The sequence below is a fragment of the Pyruvatibacter mobilis genome (genome assembly GCF_012848855.1).
Lineage (GTDB): Bacteria > Pseudomonadota > Alphaproteobacteria > CGMCC-115125 > CGMCC-115125 > Pyruvatibacter > Pyruvatibacter mobilis.
Window position 1 is genome coordinate 1,957,622 of the sequence record NZ_CP051630.1, and the last position, 16,741, is coordinate 1,974,362.

At 66.3% G+C, this 16,741-nt stretch carries 16 protein-coding genes; 8 read left to right on the forward strand and 8 right to left on the reverse strand.

Features of this window, described 5'->3' with window-relative positions; translation table 11 throughout:
* Positions 1–15 precede the first annotated feature (15 nt).
* Positions 16–1,266, reverse strand: coding sequence for a mechanosensitive ion channel family protein (locus HG718_RS09130; RefSeq protein ID WP_160587353.1), 1,251 nt, complete (start codon positions 1,264–1,266; stop codon positions 16–18).
* Positions 1,267–1,531: 265 nt separating this feature from the next.
* On the opposite strand from HG718_RS09130, the gene HG718_RS09135 reads away from it, so the two are divergent.
* Positions 1,532–1,750: a hypothetical protein gene (locus tag HG718_RS09135; RefSeq protein ID WP_036263942.1), complete on the forward strand. Its 219-nt coding sequence runs from the start codon at positions 1,532–1,534 to the stop codon at positions 1,748–1,750.
* 18 nt (positions 1,751–1,768) lie between these two features.
* Here the strand turns inward: HG718_RS09135 and HG718_RS09140 are convergent, their stop codons facing one another.
* Both HG718_RS09140 and HG718_RS09145 read right to left on the reverse strand, forming a co-directional pair.
* Positions 1,769–2,170, reverse strand: a complete 402-nt coding sequence (locus HG718_RS09140) for a DUF1491 family protein (RefSeq protein ID WP_160587352.1) — start codon at positions 2,168–2,170, stop codon at positions 1,769–1,771.
* Positions 2,171–2,218: 48 nt separating this feature from the next.
* Positions 2,219–3,934: a PAS domain-containing sensor histidine kinase gene (locus HG718_RS09145; protein ID WP_160587351.1), complete on the reverse strand. Its 1,716-nt coding sequence runs from the start codon at positions 3,932–3,934 to the stop codon at positions 2,219–2,221.
* 599 nt (positions 3,935–4,533) lie between these two features.
* On the opposite strand from HG718_RS09145, the gene HG718_RS09150 reads away from it, so the two are divergent.
* The 5 genes from HG718_RS09150 to HG718_RS15655 all read left to right on the forward strand — a co-directional run bounded on the left by HG718_RS09150 (position 4,534) and on the right by HG718_RS15655 (position 9,974).
* Positions 4,534–5,613, forward strand: coding sequence for a hypothetical protein (locus tag HG718_RS09150; RefSeq protein ID WP_160587350.1), 1,080 nt, complete (start codon positions 4,534–4,536; stop codon positions 5,611–5,613).
* A gap of 245 nt (positions 5,614–5,858) precedes the next feature.
* Complete coding sequence (locus tag HG718_RS09155) at positions 5,859–7,523, forward strand: sensor histidine kinase (RefSeq protein ID WP_160587349.1); 1,665 nt, start codon at positions 5,859–5,861, stop codon at positions 7,521–7,523.
* A gap of 134 nt (positions 7,524–7,657) precedes the next feature.
* The gene (locus HG718_RS09160; protein WP_160587348.1) at positions 7,658–8,605 is read left to right on the forward strand and encodes a polyphosphate kinase 2 family protein; all 948 of its coding nucleotides are present in this window, start codon (positions 7,658–7,660) and stop codon (positions 8,603–8,605) included.
* Between the two features lie 267 nt (positions 8,606–8,872).
* Complete coding sequence (locus HG718_RS09165) at positions 8,873–9,241, forward strand: DUF5330 domain-containing protein (RefSeq protein ID WP_160587347.1); 369 nt, start codon at positions 8,873–8,875, stop codon at positions 9,239–9,241.
* 292 nt (positions 9,242–9,533) lie between these two features.
* Positions 9,534–9,974, forward strand: coding sequence for a SufE family protein (locus tag HG718_RS15655; RefSeq protein ID WP_036263994.1), 441 nt, complete (start codon positions 9,534–9,536; stop codon positions 9,972–9,974).
* On the opposite strand, the gene HG718_RS09175 is transcribed toward HG718_RS15655, so the two are convergent.
* On the reverse strand, positions 9,971–10,936 hold the full coding sequence (locus tag HG718_RS09175; RefSeq protein ID WP_160587346.1) for a DUF6456 domain-containing protein: 966 nt from the start codon (positions 10,934–10,936) through the stop codon (positions 9,971–9,973). The genes HG718_RS15655 and HG718_RS09175 overlap by 4 nt on opposite strands.
* On the reverse strand, positions 10,926–11,339 hold the full coding sequence (locus HG718_RS09180) for a helix-turn-helix domain-containing protein (RefSeq protein ID WP_160587345.1): 414 nt from the start codon (positions 11,337–11,339) through the stop codon (positions 10,926–10,928). Before HG718_RS09180 ends, HG718_RS09175 begins: the two co-directional genes overlap by 11 nt.
* A 230-nt stretch (positions 11,340–11,569) precedes the next feature.
* On the opposite strand from HG718_RS09180, the gene HG718_RS09185 reads away from it, so the two are divergent.
* A complete protein-coding gene (locus HG718_RS09185) occupies positions 11,570–12,148 on the forward strand; it encodes a helix-turn-helix domain-containing protein (RefSeq protein WP_160587344.1) in 579 nt (192 codons plus the stop codon).
* On the opposite strand, the gene HG718_RS09190 is transcribed toward HG718_RS09185, so the two are convergent.
* Positions 12,145–14,076: a hypothetical protein gene (locus HG718_RS09190; RefSeq protein WP_160587343.1), complete on the reverse strand. Its 1,932-nt coding sequence runs from the start codon at positions 14,074–14,076 to the stop codon at positions 12,145–12,147. The two genes, HG718_RS09185 and HG718_RS09190, sit on opposite strands and share 4 nt — an antisense overlap.
* 165 nt (positions 14,077–14,241) lie before the next feature.
* On the opposite strand from HG718_RS09190, the gene HG718_RS09195 reads away from it, so the two are divergent.
* Entirely contained in the window at positions 14,242–15,171 is a 930-nt protein-coding gene (locus HG718_RS09195) for a GNAT family N-acetyltransferase (RefSeq protein WP_160587342.1), read from the forward strand.
* 25 nt (positions 15,172–15,196) lie between these two features.
* On the opposite strand, the gene HG718_RS09200 is transcribed toward HG718_RS09195, so the two are convergent.
* A complete protein-coding gene (locus HG718_RS09200; protein WP_160587341.1) occupies positions 15,197–15,538 on the reverse strand; it encodes a P-II family nitrogen regulator in 342 nt (113 codons plus the stop codon).
* A gap of 23 nt (positions 15,539–15,561) precedes the next feature.
* Positions 15,562–16,572: a sodium-dependent bicarbonate transport family permease gene (locus HG718_RS09205; protein WP_160587340.1), complete on the reverse strand. Its 1,011-nt coding sequence runs from the start codon at positions 16,570–16,572 to the stop codon at positions 15,562–15,564.
* Between the last annotated feature and the right edge of the window lie 169 nt (positions 16,573–16,741).

Consider the following 16,741-nt stretch of genomic DNA (forward strand, 5'->3'; position numbering starts at 1 on the left):
CCCCCCGGGTACAGATCAGGTGTCAGCGCCGGTTTCCGCCTCGCCTGCGGTCTGGCCGTCCGCGGGGTTGCCTGCGGGCAGTTTCGCCTGCGCGCCGCTGCCGCCGGATGAGCCCTCAGGTGACGACCCCTCCGGCGGGGAGAAGGCTTCCGGCGTGCCGCCGGGCAGGCTTTCCACGTAAAGGGAGGTTGAGGGGAAGGCAAAGCCCGTGCCCGCGCCTTCAACGATGTCCTTCACCGCATAGGCCAGGCGTTCCTTCGCTTCCAGCCACTCGCCCCACACGGTGGTGCGGGTGAAGCAATAGAGCATGATGTCGATCGAGCTGTCGTTGAAGGAATCAATACGCACGAAGAGCGGCACCTCAGGCGGCTTGGCGAATTCGTCGGAGTCCAGCAGGAAGGCTTCGATGCGGTTGCGGATCTCGGCAAGCTGGTCGCGGGTGGTGCGGTACTCGACGCCGATCTTCCAGTAGATGCGGCGATGGGTCATGGCGGAGAAATTCGTCACCGCGCCGTCGGCGAACTCCGTGTTCGGAACATAGACGGGTGCCTTGTCGAAACGGCGCACGCGGGTGGAGCGGAAGCCGATATGCTCCACTGTCCCCTCGACCACGCCATCCACCTTCACCCAGTCACCGACGCCGAAGCGTTTTTCGATGAGGATGGAAAGACCGGCCAGCAGGTTCTTGAACAGATCCTGCGCGCCGAGCGCCACCGCGACGCCGAACAGGCCGAGACCTGCGATCAGCGGGGCAACCTGGATGCCCCAGATCTGCAGCACGGTGGCGACGCCCAGCAGGATCACCGCGATCCGCGTGGCGGTGACGAGCCAGTCCACCATTTCGCGGGTCAGCACCACTTCAAGGCGCTTGAAGGCAAGGGTCAGCGGCTTGGTGAAATTGTAGGCTGCCCAGAAGAAGGCCACGGCCACCATGGAGCGGACGAGCCGCAGATGCAGCTCCTCCGCCAGCCCGTCAAAGGCGAGGTAGCGGCCCGCGACGAAGACACCGATGGTGAAGACCATCAGCTTCAGGGCCGGGGCCAGCGCTTCCACCAGCAGGTCATCCACCTGCGTCTGGGTGCGCGCGGCCCACTTGCCGGCGGCGGCTACCACGATGCGGGCGAACAGGCCGCGCAGGATGTAGAAGAAGATGAGGATGCCGAGCGCCACCAGCACGCGGCCGAAATCGACGCCCTGGATGCCGTCCTGCCAGACGCTGACGAGCAGCTCCCAGAATTCCATGGGCAGGGTCTGGAGGTCTGTCATGGCGGATCGTGTTCCTTGAGAGTACGCGGGGAAGCGCAGGCGGGGCTGGGTGGCCGGTGCGGCCGGTATCCGGGCCTCTGATAGCGGGAAGGCGGGCCACTCTCAACCCGCGCGGCACCGGGCGGGTGCCCGGAGAAGGCCCCCGAAGCAGGTCCCGTCATGGCAGCCTTGCGGATTGATTTTGATCATCGCCGCCCGGCTGGGCGCTGGTGTAGATTGCGCGCGAACCTCTTATTTACGCAACGTCCTGAGAAGGAATACGACCATGGCAAATGCCCGTGAAATCGTCGAGAAGCACGTCAAGGCAGCGCTCGAGGAGGCCGCCGCCAGCAGCTATCCGCGTGACGCGGTGGCGCGCGTGCTGTTCGACGAAGTGCTGAAGCTCTACAAGATGGACCGCAGCCCGGAAGACATCGCCAGCGAGCTGACTGCCGCTGCCGAGAACATGGACGCGGATGACGGGATTGCCTTCATGCGTCCGTGAGGGCGAAGGGCCCTTTCCCTATTTTCTGAATATCTGAGCGATGAGCGGGTCTTCCTGCGGCGGGGCCGTGTCCACCACGGTGCCGTCCAGGCAGGGCCCGCTCTTTGCCGTTTCAAACTCCACCACCCACATGTCCGGGTCCGTGTCGATGCGGCGGGAGAGCCAGGCGTTGGCCTCGTCATTCGGGACGGGGTCCGGACCCGTGGCGCAGATCCAGCGCGGGCGGCCGTCATCATCGGTGCCGGGGCCGGGGGCTGCGCAATAAAGCATCGCGGTCTGCGCGTCGGGCGCCAGCCGCACGATGATGGCCCCGGCCGTGTCATCACCACGGCGGAGAACCGCGCCGAAGATGCCCGCGGCAGCCGCTCCGCGCAGCATGGCGTGGACACGGATTTCGGATTTGAGGCGGGGCTGCATCATCGCGCGAGCCTAGCGGGACGCATGGCCTTGCACCAGTTCAGGTGAGGGTCAGGCCGTCCGGCGGCCGCTCATCTGCGCGCGCGGATAGGTCAGGCGCACGGTCGTCCCCTCGCCTTCGCGCGAATGGATGGTGAAGCCGCCGCGCTGCAGCTCGGTCAGTGCCTTGGCGATGGCCAGCCCCACGCCGGCGCCGGACGGGCGGCCTTCAAGGCTGCCGCCGGTGCGCTCGAAGGGCCGCATCAGGCGGCTGATCTCATGCTCGGGAATGCCCGGGCCCTGATCGCTGATCTCGATCCAGGCGCTGATATCATCCGCCCCGCCGGTCACCTGCACGGCGTCACCCGGCTGCGAGTGCTGGATGGCGTTGGCGAGGATGCACTGCATCGCCTGGTCCACACCACGGGCGTCCGCCATCATCATCGGCAGGTCCTCGGCGACGTGGTTTTCCACCAGCACGCGGGCGTGGCGTGCCTGCGGTTCAAGGGTGCGGATCGCAAGCGCTGCGACCGGGTGGAGACGGGTTTCCTCGATCTCCATTTCCACGTTGCCGGCCTCGATCTCCGACATGCGCAGCACGTCGGTGACGATGCGCAGCAGCGACTTGCCGCTTTCGCCGATCATGTCGGCGTAGTCCGAGTAGCGCCCGTTGCCGATGGGGCCGAAGGACTGGTCGCGGATCACCTGCGAGAACCCGATGATGGAGTTAAGCGGCGTGCGCAGCTCATGGCTCATGGAGCGCAGGAAGGCCGATTTGGTGCGGCTGGCGCTCTCGGCCATGTCGCGGGCATCGGCCAGCACCTCCTGGGCGGCCTGGCGCTCGGTGATGTCGCGGGTGACGGCCACAAGGCTCACATCCCGCGCATCGCCCACCGCGCGGATACGCATTTCCAGATGGCGCGTGCTGCCGTCATGGGCCGGCAGAGAAAATTCGGCGCTGTGTTCGCCGCCCTTGCGCAGGGCGACAGCGAAGGCCTCCGACAAGTCGCGGGCCTCCTGCGTGTCGCTGCCCAGAAGCTCCGTCACGCGCATGCCGATGAGCTTGTGCGCGGCGACGCCCAGCAGGCGGCGGCTGGCGGGGGTGGCGAACAGCACCGTGCCGTCAATCGAATGGCGGGTGATGAGGTCGCTGGCATTGTCGGCGACCATGCGGTAGCGCGCCTCTTCGGCGTCGGCGGCATCCTCGGCACGCTGATAGGCTTCCTGGGTGCGCAGCGCCAGGGCGCAGGCATAGATGATGGCGCTCAGGATCGCGACCATGCGGACGAGGAAGGGGTCGAGCCCCGGCAGATGCGCCGGCGGCAGGGCCGAGGCCAGCGACATCCAGATCAGCAGCGCAAAGGCGATGGCGGCATAGGAGGCGGCAATGACCGCACTGCGGCGGCTGGCCGACAGCGCCGCTTCGAGCGGTACCAGCGCCAGCCAGAAGATGGCCGGTGAATCCACCCCGCCCGTCCAGGCGCACAGCCAGGTGACGAGGAAGGCCAGAAAGAAGGATGACAGGCTGTAGGCACTGGTGAGGTGCCCGGTGACGCGCAGCCACAGGGCCGGCAGGCCGGTGGCGGCCAGAAGCGCGAACGCCCCCAGCGCGAACAGGTCGGTCTGGCCGGTGAAGGCGACAAAGGCGATGCCGCCCAGGGCGCCGATGATGCCACCCACCGCGTGCTGCCGGATGAACGCCAGATGCCGTGCCTTCACGCGCGGCCGGGCGCGTGCGCCCGGATGAACCTGCCAATCAGCCTCGTGCACCGGATTTACCTCATCCACCCCGCGTCCGGGAGGGCCGGTGCCTTGGCACAAGGCGGCACATCCCCCGGATGCCGGCCTGCCCCAAGCGGGCAGGCGCGATTGTCTCTCAAAAGGTCACGTCCACGCCCGGCAGATCCCCGCCGGCCGGGCATGAAGGTGGCCCATCCGCGGCCACTCTGGCGGATCAGGGTTAAGGAAGCTGAAATGTGACGGGCATTTGAAGCAAAAGCCCCTGTGGAATCGGCATTTCGTGCAAACCGCGACGCGCAAAAACCGGCACGCGCAATGCGCTGCCGCATTGCATGAAAGGCGGCATCGGCCTAGTGTTGGGCATGCTGGTTGCAGCGCCGACGACGTGCCCTTCGCGGGCGCCTCGATTTGGCACATTTTCGTCAGAATCGCTGCTTAGGGCCATTTGCCTGCAGCTCTGGCGGAGCTGGACCTGACGAGCAGAGACATGACGATCGGGGAACCGGAAGGCTTCGGCTCCCCTGAATTGGGCCCACACTGACAGCGCGGGACGCGCAGGCGCTGAAAGTAGGGTTCCCTTGGTAAATGATTTCCTAAGCCTGCCTGCCGGGAGAGAGGCAGCCGGGCTTATTCGGGGGGCGACACGCATGGCCGACACCTTCATTTCTTCCGGCACTTCTTCCTGCTTTGGCCTGAAGCGGGTTGCGGCTGCATCCGGCCTGGTTCTGGCCGGTCTGGCCCTTGCCGGCTGCATGACCACGGGCAGCACGCCCACCACCACCGCCTCTATCCAGCCGCAGGCGCCGGTTGCACCGGCAGCCTCCATCGCGCCCTACCAAGTGGCCAATGCGCCGGTGGTGCAGTCGGACGGCATGATTGTGCCGGTGCCGCGCGCCAAGCCGTTCATTGCCCCGCAGGCCGGTGCCAAGGCGCAGCCGAAGATCACCTCCGCCAATGCCGATCTCGCAGGCAAGGCCGCGGCCTACCGCGCCTTTGACGCCGCGATCGACGATCTGGCCAACCGCAAGTTCAAGTCGCCGCGCGATGTGCGCGCCGCCCTTGATACGCTGCGTCCCCACAATACCGAGTTCCTGGCCGAAGGCTGGATCGCCAACAGCGCCTATCTTGCTGCCGCGCAGCCGGAATTCGCTGCCGCCGTGAAGTCCGCCGTCGAGCGCGAGGGCAAGGACGCGGTGCTGAGCAAGCTCAAGTCCGGCTCCGGCGTATGGATGTTCTCCGGCTCCCAGAAGGCGCGCTCCGCCGTGGTCGCCGAGGCATCGGTCACCTACAAGAAGCTCACCAATCTGGGCCAGCGCTTCCTCACGACCGCCGTGGAATTCCAGCGCACGCGCTGGGGCAAATATGAAGCCCCGGCTCCGTTCTCCGTCGCGCCGCAATACGCCGCCAATGATGTGGCGGGTTCCGGGTTCGGTAACGTGCTGGCCGAGCTGGCCGGCGTGACCGAGGCCCATGCGGCCGTGCCGGTGATGCAGCGCATCCTGTCGATCGCCGGTCACATCGCAATCGAGGAAGACGAGCGCACCTCTGCAGCCAAGCTCACCTCGAACCGTGACCTGACGCGCTGCACGCGTTTCTCGCGCCTCAACCTCAACCAGTGCCTCGCCGCCGCGCACTTCCCCTCCGAGGAAGCCTATTGCACCGGCAAGCACGCGGTGAACGAGATCGCCTATTGCTGGGCAGAATATCTGCCGGACGCCGCCCGCTAAGGCCGGACGGTCAGACAAATTGCCGGGATTTCACGTCCCGGCCCGAATGAGGCGGTGTCAGGTTCTGACACCGCCTTTTTCGTGGATACCTGCCGATCATCCATGATGCGTCGGCTTACCTGCACCGGGACGGGACGGTTGGCACGGGCAAACCCCGAAACAACAACGATTTCATAACCCTATCCTGTCAGCTTTGGGGCCCATGTGTATTGGGGCATGTGGTCCGGGGTCAGGTGAGGCAGAAGATGCCAGTGGGGACGCGCGAGGGAACTGACGCGCTCATTGCAGGACTGGACAGTCTTCGGGTCGGCATCATCGTCTTCAATGGCGATGACCGGCTTACCTACAGCAATGCCCATTTCCGCTATATTTTCCGCACCTTCGATGACCTTGACGCCATTGTGGGCCTCACCTTCGAGGACATTCTGCGGCGCCTTCTGAGTGAAGGCGAAATCGCCGGCACGCGCGCCATCAACGACCCCGAGGGCTGGATCGCCGACACGCTGGCCTTTCATCGATCCCGCGACTGGACGCCGCGTATCGAGCGGCTGTCGGATGGCCGTTGGATGGAAGTGAAGTCGCGGCCCCTGGATGATGGCGGCGCCATCGTTCACTGGAATGACGTGACCTCGCTGATGCGGGTTCAGATGCGCTTTGAAGCCGCCATCGAAAGCACCGCCGACGGCTTTGCCGTATGGGATCAGGCTGACCGGCTGGTGCTGCACAACCGTGTCTTTGCCCGGCTGCACCGGGCGGCCGGTGACCAGCTCGAGCCGGGCATCACTTTCCGTGACTTCATGACCCGCACATCGGAGTCGGACGTGTTCCATACCGGCGGCGACGCCGCCCAGTGGCTGGACCGGCGGATGGAAAAGCATGCCCTGCCGGTGGGCCAGAGCACGCTGCGCCATGTGGATGGCCGCTGGTTCCTGATGCGCGACCGGCATACGCGCGAGGGCGGCCGCGTCACCGTCTATACCGACATCACCGAATTGAAGGAGCGCGAACGCCAGCTCATCGAGCGCGGGCGGACGCTGCAATCCACCGTTCACGAGCTGGAGATGAACCGCGCCATGCTGGAAAACCAGGCATCGAGCCTCGTGGATGTGGCCGAGAAGCTGGATTACGAAAAAGAAGCCGCCGAGCGGGCGAATGAGAGCAAGACCTCGTTCCTGCGCAATATGAGCCATGAGCTGCGCACGCCGCTCAATTCCATCATCGGCTTTTCAGAGGTGCTGGAGCAGGAGCTGTTCGGCCGGCTGGGCAATGAGCGCTATCTCGATTACGCGAAGATGATCCACACGTCCGGGGATCACCTGCTGACGCTGATCAACCAGATCCTTGACCTGTCTAAGATCGAGGCCGGGCGCTACGAGCTGGTGCATCGCCACTTTGATCTGCGGGAGGTGATCGAGGACTGCACGGACATCCTTTCCACCCAGGCACGCGCCGGGAACATCTCCATCGACCTTTCCCTCCCCGACGAGGAACTGGAGATCGAGGCCGATCACACGGCGATCCGCCAGTCTGTTCTCAATCTCATGTCCAACGCCATCAAGTTCACCACCGAAGGCGGCTCCGTGACGGTGCGGCTGGAGCAGGAAGACGAGATGGCGCGCATCACGGTGGCGGATACGGGCATCGGCATTGCGCCCAACGACATCAAGCGCGTGCTCATTCCCTTCGAGCAGGTGGAATCCTCCATGTCCGTCGGCGCGCAGGGGACCGGCCTCGGCCTGCCGATCGTCAAGTCGCTCGTGCAGTTGCATGGCGGCCAGCTCAACCTGGCGAGCACCCTGGGCAAGGGCACCACGGTGACCATCTGGCTGCCCATCGAGGCCTGCGACGTCCCCGAAGCGGGGATGGTGGGCCAGCGGCCCTTCGGCCTGATCGCGTCGCCCAAGGGGTAATGGCGCGGCACACGACCGTCTTCGGGGATTATCGATCCCTGCCCGCCTGTGCGACACTTTGTTTCCTGCAGCGACTCACCTGTGCCCCGGCTACCGGCACCTTGTGACCGCCCCTCCTACACGGCAGACCGACCATGGCATCCGGAAAGTCCGGCTCCGATACCGATACCGGGAAAGACGCTCCCAACTGGCGGGACCTGTTTGCGGTCTGGCAGACGAACGGCTTTGCCCTGGCCGATATACCGGCCGACGCGGATATCGACGGGGAAGCCTATGAAGAGCACCTGATCGCCCTGCAGGACCGCATTCGCGAGCTGCAGCTTGCCTTTCTCTATAACCGCCTCAAGGGCGTGATCATCTTTGAAGGCTGGGATGCTGCCGGCAAGGGCGGCATCATCCGCCGTCTGTCGAGCGTGATGGACCCGCGGGCGGTGCGTGTCTGGCCGATCTCGGCGCCGGACGCGCGTGAGCGCGAGGAACATTACCTGCAGCGTTTCTGGCGCCGCCTGCCCGCCAATGGCGAACTCGGCGTGTTCGACCGCTCCTGGTATGGCCGGGTGCTAGTGGAGCGGGTCGAGGGATTTGCCGACCGCGAGGCCTGGTCGCGCGCCTATGACGAGATCAACAGTTTCGAGCGCGCGCTGGCGGCCGATGGCTTCCGGCTGGTGAAGATCTTCCTGCACATCTCGCCGGAGGTGCAGGCGAAGCGCTTCCTGGAACGGCTCGACAACCCGCTCAAGCGCTGGAAGCTGACGCCGGATGATCTGCGCAACCGCGACAAGTGGGGCGCCTATGAAGATGCCATCGAGGAAATGGTGCGGCGGACATCGGCACCGGACGCCCCGTGGCACGTGATCCCGTCGCACAGCAAGAAATTCGCCCGGCTGGCCGCCCTGCACACCATCATTGAAACGCTGGGAGCCGGGGTGTCGCTCGAACCCCCGCTGCCAAGCCCCGCCTTTCTTGACGAGGCCCATGCGGCGCTGGGTGCCATTCCCGACGGGCTGATGGCCAAGGCGAAGGATGCTGCGGCCGACGATGCGGCCGTGGCCGGCACAGACAGCGCGGGCAAAAAGGACTGACGCTGCGGGGGTCCGCCGACCATATGCCTGCGGCCCTGTCCCGGTCTTTCGGATTTTAATCAGTTTCCCTGTAAATGCCGCCCGGTCCGGAGGCACGGCATTAGGCACGCCTGCGCAAAAGGGCGGATGTACGGGAATTTGCTTCAAATTTGAGCGGAATGGTTTGCCGGGTCACAAGCTCCCCGCGCCTAGGGTGGTGGCATGTTGATAGGCACAGCCGCCAGGGCGGTCACATACCGCAAGCGGCGCAACCGAGGGGTCGGTTACATGCTCATTTTGCGAATTGCTTTCTGGGTCGCCGTCGTGGCGATGCTTCTGCCCAGCGCACCGTCCACCGCTGTGGTGGGTCCGGATGGAACGCCGCTGGCCGAGGAGGCGAATTTCGATCCGGCGGAAGCGGTAACGCTCGCCATGACCACCAGCTCCGACGTGCTGGGCTTCTGCGACCGCAACCGCTCTGTCTGCGACGCTGCCGGGGATGCCGGCGAACATGTGCTGGCGCAGGTTATCTACTATTCCGGCGAGGCTGTGAGCTGGGCTGCCGAGAAGCTGTTGAGCGCCCGCCAGCCTGTGAACGGCGCTGCCAATTCGGCACCCGTCTCGGTGCTCGCACCGCCGCCTGCCCAGGGAATCTAAGCAACCCGGTCCTCCCTCGACCGGAACAATGAGCGGACAACTCCGCCGCATTTCTCCTCGACCCTGGACCAACGGCGCGTATTGCATTGCCCAAGCGGCCTTCTCCCCCCCCCCAGGGCCGCACCCCCCACCAAGATGCAATACGCGCCATTTTCTTTCAGGCTGCCGCACGACACCCCATGCCGCTCCCCTTTTGCCGGGTCAGCGGCTTTTTTCATGGCCGGTTGTCTCGCGGCGGGGATCAGCCTATCTGTTGGCGCGAGTACAAGAGAGAAAGGCAGCGGCCCGCCCCGTGACCATTGACGAGCTGATCGACGATTTCGCCTATCTGGAGGACTGGGAAGACCGGTACCGCTATGTGATCGAGCTCGGGAAGGATCTCGAGCCGCTGGCGGATGAGGACCATTCCGACGCCAACAAGGTGAAGGGCTGCGTCAGCCAGGTGTGGCTGCGCACGGATGTGAGCAAGGGCGATGACGGCACGCCGGTGCTGCATTTTACCGGCGACAGCGACGCCCATATCGTCCGTGGCCTGATCGCCATCGTGCTGACGCTCTATTCGGACCGCCCGGCACGCGAGATCGTGGCGACAGGTCCTGACGACACCTTTTCAAAGATCGGCCTCGACGAGCATCTGAGCCCGCAGCGGTCCAACGGCCTGCATGCCATGGTGCAGCGGATCCAGAATGACGCGGCCTCCGCCCTCAGTGACGCGGGCCTCGCTCCGGCCTAGGTCCTGCCCGGGGCCGCGGCCTCGTCCGCCGGCTCTCCTTCCTCGGTTCCATTCGCGTCATCCGCCCGCCAAAGATGGCGGCGGCGGGATGCGGGGCCTGCGCTGCCCAGCAGGCCGTAATGGTCTGCCAGGCGCTCCAGCGCGATGGCCAGCACCACCTTGCCTGCGCGCTGGGGCCAGCCCATGCGGCGTTCGGCGTCTTCCAGGCCATTGAGATAGCAGCAGACATCCACCAGCGGCTCGGACAGGCCGGGGCCGACCGCATCAAGCGCCCGGTAGAAACGCTGGCGGGCGGCCATGGCGCGGTCGGTGATCTCGATGCCCGCCGGGCCGCTGCCCCGGGCGCTGCGGCTCCCGCCATGCTGGGCGTCGAGACTGGCCGTGAGGCGCGGGGTCATCTGGGCGAGGGTGAAATCGGCCCGCAGCTTTTCACCGGCGTCGAACTGCGGCTGGGAGATCAGCGGGCGGCCGTGGCTGCCCTTGCGGCGGCGCAGCCAGCCGAGCGGTGTTTCCGCCAGATTGACGCGCATGGGGGCCAGGTCGGTTGCCGTCCCATGGCCGCGCCCGTCGATCATCCGCGTTCCGTCGATCTGGTGCTGACCGCGAAACGGGTCAGCGGCGGCCTGGCGGCGGCGCAGCCAGGCATGGCCGGTTTCCGACAGGGCATAGGCCCCGTCCACCGTCCCGGTTACCAGCCCCTCCGCCGCCCAGGCCGCCACGACCGGAGCTGCGGCCTTGTGGCGGGCGCGCGGGGCTCGGGCTGGGGTCGTGGTCACGGCGAACCAGCTGCCGTCGGGCACCGGGATCAGACGGGCATCTGGGGTGCGGGCCAGCCGGGGCAGCAGCCGTGCCGCTTCCCGCTCCCAATGCTGCCTGCTGACATGCGGCGGCCGGGCTGTGGCCGCACCTGTGGCCCGTCGTGTGGCCGAGACGGGGGTGACCCAGGCGTTGTCATCCGCCATGGGCGCTGCCCTCCTGCCGCGGGGCGTTGGTGCGCGTCATCTGGGTGGCGGCGCGCAGCTGCCATTCGAGGCGGGTCAGAAGGGCGTCGAAGGACACGTCCTCGCGCCGCCATTCCACCTGTTCGCAGGCATGGGCGACCGTGGACCGATCGCGACCGAATTCGCGGCCGACGGCGGTGAAGGACATGCCGAAGACCACATGGGCGAGATACATGGCGGCCTGCCGGGCCTCGCAGATATCCGCCACGCCGCGGCTGGCCCGGCGCAGGTCCTCCACCGGCACCCCCAGTTCATGGGCGACAAACACTCGCGAAAGTTGTGCGAATAGCCTATTTTTCGGGCTGGCCTTGGCCGCGCGGCGGCGTGCGACCGCTGTATCAATGAGGTCAATTACGTTCGGCATTGAGATTATCCCCGACATCCGATAGGAACATAATACGAACCTGAGGCTCTGATTGCGATATTTTTACGTATTACGTAAATACCGGGGATAAGTATTCGACCGCCCCGCTCCCGGACCGGTGACATCCGCGGGCGGCTTTCACGATTGTCCGCCCCTTCCGGGCGGTCTTGGATCGCCCGCCCAAAGGGGCGGCTGTTGGCCCCATGGGGCAGGCAACGGGGGAAACCGCCATGCAGACACGGATCCGGCATTACCGGAAACTGCGCGGGCTGACATTGCAGCAATTGGCGGAACGCGTGGGCACCACCGCGCAGACCGTGTCACGGCTGGAGACCGGCAACATGACCGTCTCCATGGACTGGCTGCAGCGGTTCGCCGACATTTTCGAGCTGCATGTCGCCGACCTCATCGAAGGCGGGCGCGGGCGGGAGATCGACCTTTTGGGCACGCTGGCCGGGGACGGCGCGGTGCTGTCGAACGGCGACGCGGACGGCACCTCCATCACCCTCGATGTGCCGGCGGACCGCCCCGTAGCGGTGCGGCTGGCTGCGCGGGTCGGCCGCTACGAGGCCGGGGACATCCTGATCGGCAACCGGCTGGAAGGCGCGGACCTTGCCGGCACCCACGGGCAGGACTGCCTGGTGCCCGGCGAAGGACACACGCTGTATCTCAGGCGGCTGGCGCGGGAGACCGACGGAACCTTCACGCTGATGCCGCTGGACTCGGGCGGGGATATCCGCTTCGGCGTGGCGCTCGACTGGGCAGCGCGCATCGTCATGCGCGTGTCGTATTTCCGGGACGCGCGCTAGCGGGCCTCTTCGTCCGTATCCGGTGCAATGCAGATGCCCGACCATGTGCCGCCATCGCGTTCACTGGCCGGAGACAGGCCCCAGCTTCCCCGGAATACCCCGTCACCGCGCAGGGTGAGCCGCGTGCCGCCCCCGCTGATCTCACTGTGCCAGGCCCCCACCAACTGGCCGTTGCGAATGCGGCCGCGCAGGAAACCGGGCCACACATCCGGTCGCCGCCGATAGGTGCCTGTGACGCTGCCATCCTCGCGGGCGACGGTTACCAGGCGGCCGAACTCCGTTTGCCACACGCCCGTCCACCCCTCGCAACGCGCGGGCTCACCGTCGGATACCTGCACCGGATAGGACGCAAGCCGCCGCCCCCCTGCCCCTTCGCCCGCCACCACCATGGCGCGATAGGCGCCCGGTGCCGGTGCAGCAAAATCCTGACTGTCTTCGCTGCGCCCATCGTGGCGGCGGTGGGTCAATGCCTCCGCGCGCCCGGTACCCAGCTTCCCGGCAACCGCGAAGGGAGAGCGGCCGCGCACATCCGCGTAAGGCAGCAACGCCACATGGCCGCCCCCGGCGAGACACCTGTTGCCATTGGCGGTGACGCTGATGGCGATGATCTCCCCGGTGCGGAAGCTGTCGCGGGACAGGGCGATGCCCGGTTCCGGCGCTTCGGCGGCGCGGGCGGCTTCTGCCTGTTCGGCGGTCACGGGCGCTTCTTCTCCAAGGGCACGGGCGATTTCCAGTGCGCGCGAGCCGGTTGGCTGATCGAGCAGCAGACGCGCGCGGCTCACGCCCCGGTCAAAGGCTGCATCCACCGGACAGCCCGCCCGCACCGAGCACGAAGCGGCCCGGTTCATCGCCGCCTGCAGGCGCACCCGCACACGCTGCACATCCAATGACGGCAGGTGACAGGCCCGTGCGGCCGGACCTTGTGCATGTGCCTGTGCCTGTGTCTTGGCGCTGCGATCAAGGCGCATGGCTGCCGTCAGGGCCGCCCGCAGCTTGCCGGCGGCCTGCGACCAGCGGGCGGGAATATGGGCATTGGTGCCGAGCCGCATGGTGGTAAGCGCGTCGCGCATGCCCGCCAGCGCCAGCCGCGCGGCCAGATGCCGCCAGCCGGTGCCCGGTGCCTCGCCGCTGACCAGGCCGCCATCGGCCGGATCACGGGTCAGCCGTGCCTCGAGCGCCGCCAGCCGCGCGGCCAGTGCCTGGGTTTTTTCCGCGTCGAGGCCGGATGAGGTAAGGCTGCCGGGAAGCTCCGAGAGCGCGGCCAGCACCTCAGCAGCCACGGGTGCCTCCGGTTGCGCCTGACCATCCTCCGGCATATCGGCAATGGGTGACGTTTCTTCCGTATTCGGATCACCTGTAGGTGCCGTGTTGCCGCCGAGCAGGGCCGACAGGAGCGTGTCGGTGAAGGCGGCCTGCTCAAGCATATGCGCCCGCGCCCCGCACTCGGCATCCGGGCAGGCCAGCAGGGCGCAGGTCTGGGCGTCCTGCCCCATGGCCGCCGCCAATGCATTTACCGGAGCCAGCAGCTCTGTCCATCGCTGCTCCGGCACCGTGCCATCGCAGCCCCCGGCGGACCTCTCCGCCGCACCTGCCCCGCCGGTGCTGACCGGGGTGGCGGGATGGGGCATGCGGCACACGCCTTCCTCGCTACACTGGGCGGCGGCGTCCCGGGCGGCATCTGCCAGCAGCCGGATACCGTCGGCGACCACGACAAGGCGGGCGCGGGCTTCGCTGGTTGTCGCGGCCGCATTGCGTGCAGCGCTGGCATAACGCTCCGCCTTCCGGTCCAGCCGTTCCGCCAGCCCGGAGATGAGACCGCAGGCCTCGCAAGGCTCTTTTGATGTCTCTGATTGAAGCTGGGACTGAACCTGGGCCTGCCCCTCAGTCTGGGCGAGCCCCGTGCTTGGGCCCGCAATGCCCACCGCCACGCAGATAATCCCGCCTGCCACAAGAGGGCGGAAGGCGGAAGCGGCTCGTCGAATCAGGTTTGGGATCAGGCGCATCGGGCCTATATTGCAGAGCAACATGGCGGATGTGTATGGTCGAATGCACATCCGTGACTGGCCCCGCGCCAGGACTTGAAAGGGCGTTCCATGGCTACCGAAACGGCAAACGACACCACACGCGCTGCGGGCGCGGCATCGGGCAAGACCACCGCCCGCAAGAGTGCTGCAAAAAAGACCGCCGCAAAGAAGGCCGTTTCGAAGAAGGCGCCTGCCAAGAAGGCCGCCACCAAGAAGACGGCCACCAAAAAAACGGCAGCAAAGAAGACCACCGCCAAAAAACCTGCGGCTCGCAAGACCACGGCCCGCAAGTCAGCGACGCGCAAGGCCGCTGCCAAGCCGTCCCTCAAGACTCAGGCAGGCAAGACGACACCGGGCAAGACGGGGGCGGGCAAGAAGACAACGGGCGATGGTGCCGCACGCTCCAAGCCGCGTGCCGTGGCGCAGCCGGTCATCCGCCGCATCTGGCCGCTGGAAGCGGATTCTTTCCGCCGCCATCTGTGCCGCCTGAGCCGTGAAGACCGCATCCTGCGGTTCGGCCGTCCGGTCACCAACCGCTACATCCAGTCCTATGTGGACCGCATCGACTGGTTCCGGGACATCGTCATCGGGGCCGTGGTGGACGGGAACATCAAGGCCAGCGGCATTCTCACGCCCATCGGCTGGCGCCTGCCGCTCGAAGGCTCCGCCGCCGTGGCAGTTGAAAGCGAAATGCAGGGCTACGGCCTCGGCTCGGAGCTTACCAAGCGCCTGCTGACCATCGGCCGCAACCGCTTCATGAGCCGGGTTTACATGCTGTGCCTCGTCAAGAACGAGCGCATGTACAAGATCGCCGAGAAGTATGGCGGCGTGGTGGACAAGTTCCGCGACGAGACCGTGGAAGCCCAGTTCGACCTGTCGCGCCCGACGGCGGCCACGATGACGCGGGAAGCAGTGTCCGAAGGGCTGGCACTGGGCCGTACGGTGATGGGCCGTGTACCGGTGATCGGTGCGCTGGCCAACGGCACCCACGCCGCCTGAGGCGGGCGCGGGCGTCTTTCCCGCTTTACTGATCTGCCTTCTTGGGCTGGCCGGAGAACCGCTCCGGCCGCAGGACCTGTGCATCCGTTACCGACACCACGCCGGGATAGCGCGCGAACAGGGTGCTGATCTCTTCCAGCACGGCTTCAGCGGCAGCAGCATCCATGATGGCCAGAACCACCACGTGCTCGTCGGCGCCGGTGAGCTGATCCTCGCGCCAAATGCCGGAGGTGCCGGTGCCGCCCGCTGTTTTCATCGCAGTCCAGCCGGTGACCCCTGCTGTCTCGAATAGCTTGGCGAAGATCTGCAAATGCGGCCGGGCGATGATCAGCTCCAGGCGCTTGCACAGGGTGGTCGAAACAGCCATGCGGAAATCCTCCCTCTAACGCCCTAGCCTGCCAGCATCTGCGCCACCGCTGCATAAAGCGGGATGCCGATGACCAGGTTGAACGGAAATGTAATCGCCATCGACAGGGTGAGATAGATGGCGGCATTGGCTTCCGGCAGCGCCATGCGCATGGCGGCGGGCACGGCAATGTAAGACGCGCTGGCGCTGAGCACAGTCAGCAGGGCCACGCTGCCCACATCGAGCCCGATGAGGGTGCCGGTGACGACACCGAGGCTGGCGGCGATGAGCGGCATGTAAATGCCGAAGGCGGCAAGCGGCAGGGTCAGGCCCGCGCTCTCCCGCAGGCGCCGGGCCGCGAGCAGACCCATATCCAGCAAAAACAGGCAGAGAATGCCCTTGAAGGGCGCGTCGACGAAGGGGCCGATCGCCACCATGCCCTTGGGCCCGGTAATGATGCCGATGAAGAACGCGCCGAGCAGGAGTACCACGCTGCCATTGAGGAAAACTTCCCGGGCCAATGTGCCCCAGGGTGTTTCATGGGCTGTTTCATGGCGCGCGGCGGCATCACCCTCTCCGGCCGGGGTGCTTACCCGCGCCAGCAGCAGGCCCGCGATGATCGCCGGCGTTTCCATCAGCGCCATGACGGCCACCATGTAGCCGTCAAAGACGAGGCCCATCGCCTTCACCACTTCGGTTGCGGCCACGAAGGTCACGACGCTGATCGAGCCGTAATGAGCGGCGACGGCGGCGCGGGTTGCGTGGTCGAGGTCCGTGGTCAGGCGCAGCAGGGTGTGGGCAAGGACGGGAATGGCAAAGCCCAGGGCAATGCCTGCAAGGGATGTGACCAGCAACTGGGTGCTCAGCCCCGCTTCCGCCACCGACACGCCGCCCTTGAAGCCGATCGCCAGCATGAGATAGAGCGCCAGCCCCTTGCCCACCGCTTCCGGCACCGACAGTTCCGAGCGCGCCAGCGCTGCGAGGAACCCCAGGGCGAAGAAAAGCACCATGGGGGATGCCAGGTTGGTGAAAGCGATCGACAGCGTGTCTGCCATGGGCGGTTAACTCCGTCCGGGTGCCGGCACAACGCACCGGCACATCAGATTGGGTATGGCGGGGCCGGAAATGGCTCCGAATTGACTTGGCCCCTTTGACTGGGGCCAATTGCCGTTCATAACAGGTGCAGGACGGAAGGACGCCTGCAAAATTCATGTGGGTATTCGC

Coding starts and splice junctions, on each gene's coding strand:
- HG718_RS09130 (WP_160587353.1), bottom strand. CDS start 1,266: ATGACAGACCTCCAGACCCTGCCCATGGAATTCTGGGAGCTGCTCGTC.
- HG718_RS09135 (WP_036263942.1), top strand. CDS start 1,532: ATGGCAAATGCCCGTGAAATCGTCGAGAAGCACGTCAAGGCAGCGCTC.
- HG718_RS09140 (WP_160587352.1), bottom strand. CDS start 2,170: ATGATGCAGCCCCGCCTCAAATCCGAAATCCGTGTCCACGCCATGCTG.
- HG718_RS09150 (WP_160587350.1), top strand. CDS start 4,534: ATGGCCGACACCTTCATTTCTTCCGGCACTTCTTCCTGCTTTGGCCTG.
- HG718_RS09155 (WP_160587349.1), top strand. CDS start 5,859: ATGCCAGTGGGGACGCGCGAGGGAACTGACGCGCTCATTGCAGGACTG.
- HG718_RS09160 (WP_160587348.1), top strand. CDS start 7,658: ATGGCATCCGGAAAGTCCGGCTCCGATACCGATACCGGGAAAGACGCT.
- HG718_RS09165 (WP_160587347.1), top strand. CDS start 8,873: ATGCTCATTTTGCGAATTGCTTTCTGGGTCGCCGTCGTGGCGATGCTT.
- HG718_RS09175 (WP_160587346.1), bottom strand. CDS start 10,936: ATGGCGGATGACAACGCCTGGGTCACCCCCGTCTCGGCCACACGACGG.
- HG718_RS09180 (WP_160587345.1), bottom strand. CDS start 11,339: ATGCCGAACGTAATTGACCTCATTGATACAGCGGTCGCACGCCGCCGC.
- HG718_RS09185 (WP_160587344.1), top strand. CDS start 11,570: ATGCAGACACGGATCCGGCATTACCGGAAACTGCGCGGGCTGACATTG.
- HG718_RS09195 (WP_160587342.1), top strand. CDS start 14,242: ATGGCTACCGAAACGGCAAACGACACCACACGCGCTGCGGGCGCGGCA.
- HG718_RS09200 (WP_160587341.1), bottom strand. CDS start 15,538: ATGGCTGTTTCGACCACCCTGTGCAAGCGCCTGGAGCTGATCATCGCC.
- HG718_RS09205 (WP_160587340.1), bottom strand. CDS start 16,572: ATGGCAGACACGCTGTCGATCGCTTTCACCAACCTGGCATCCCCCATG.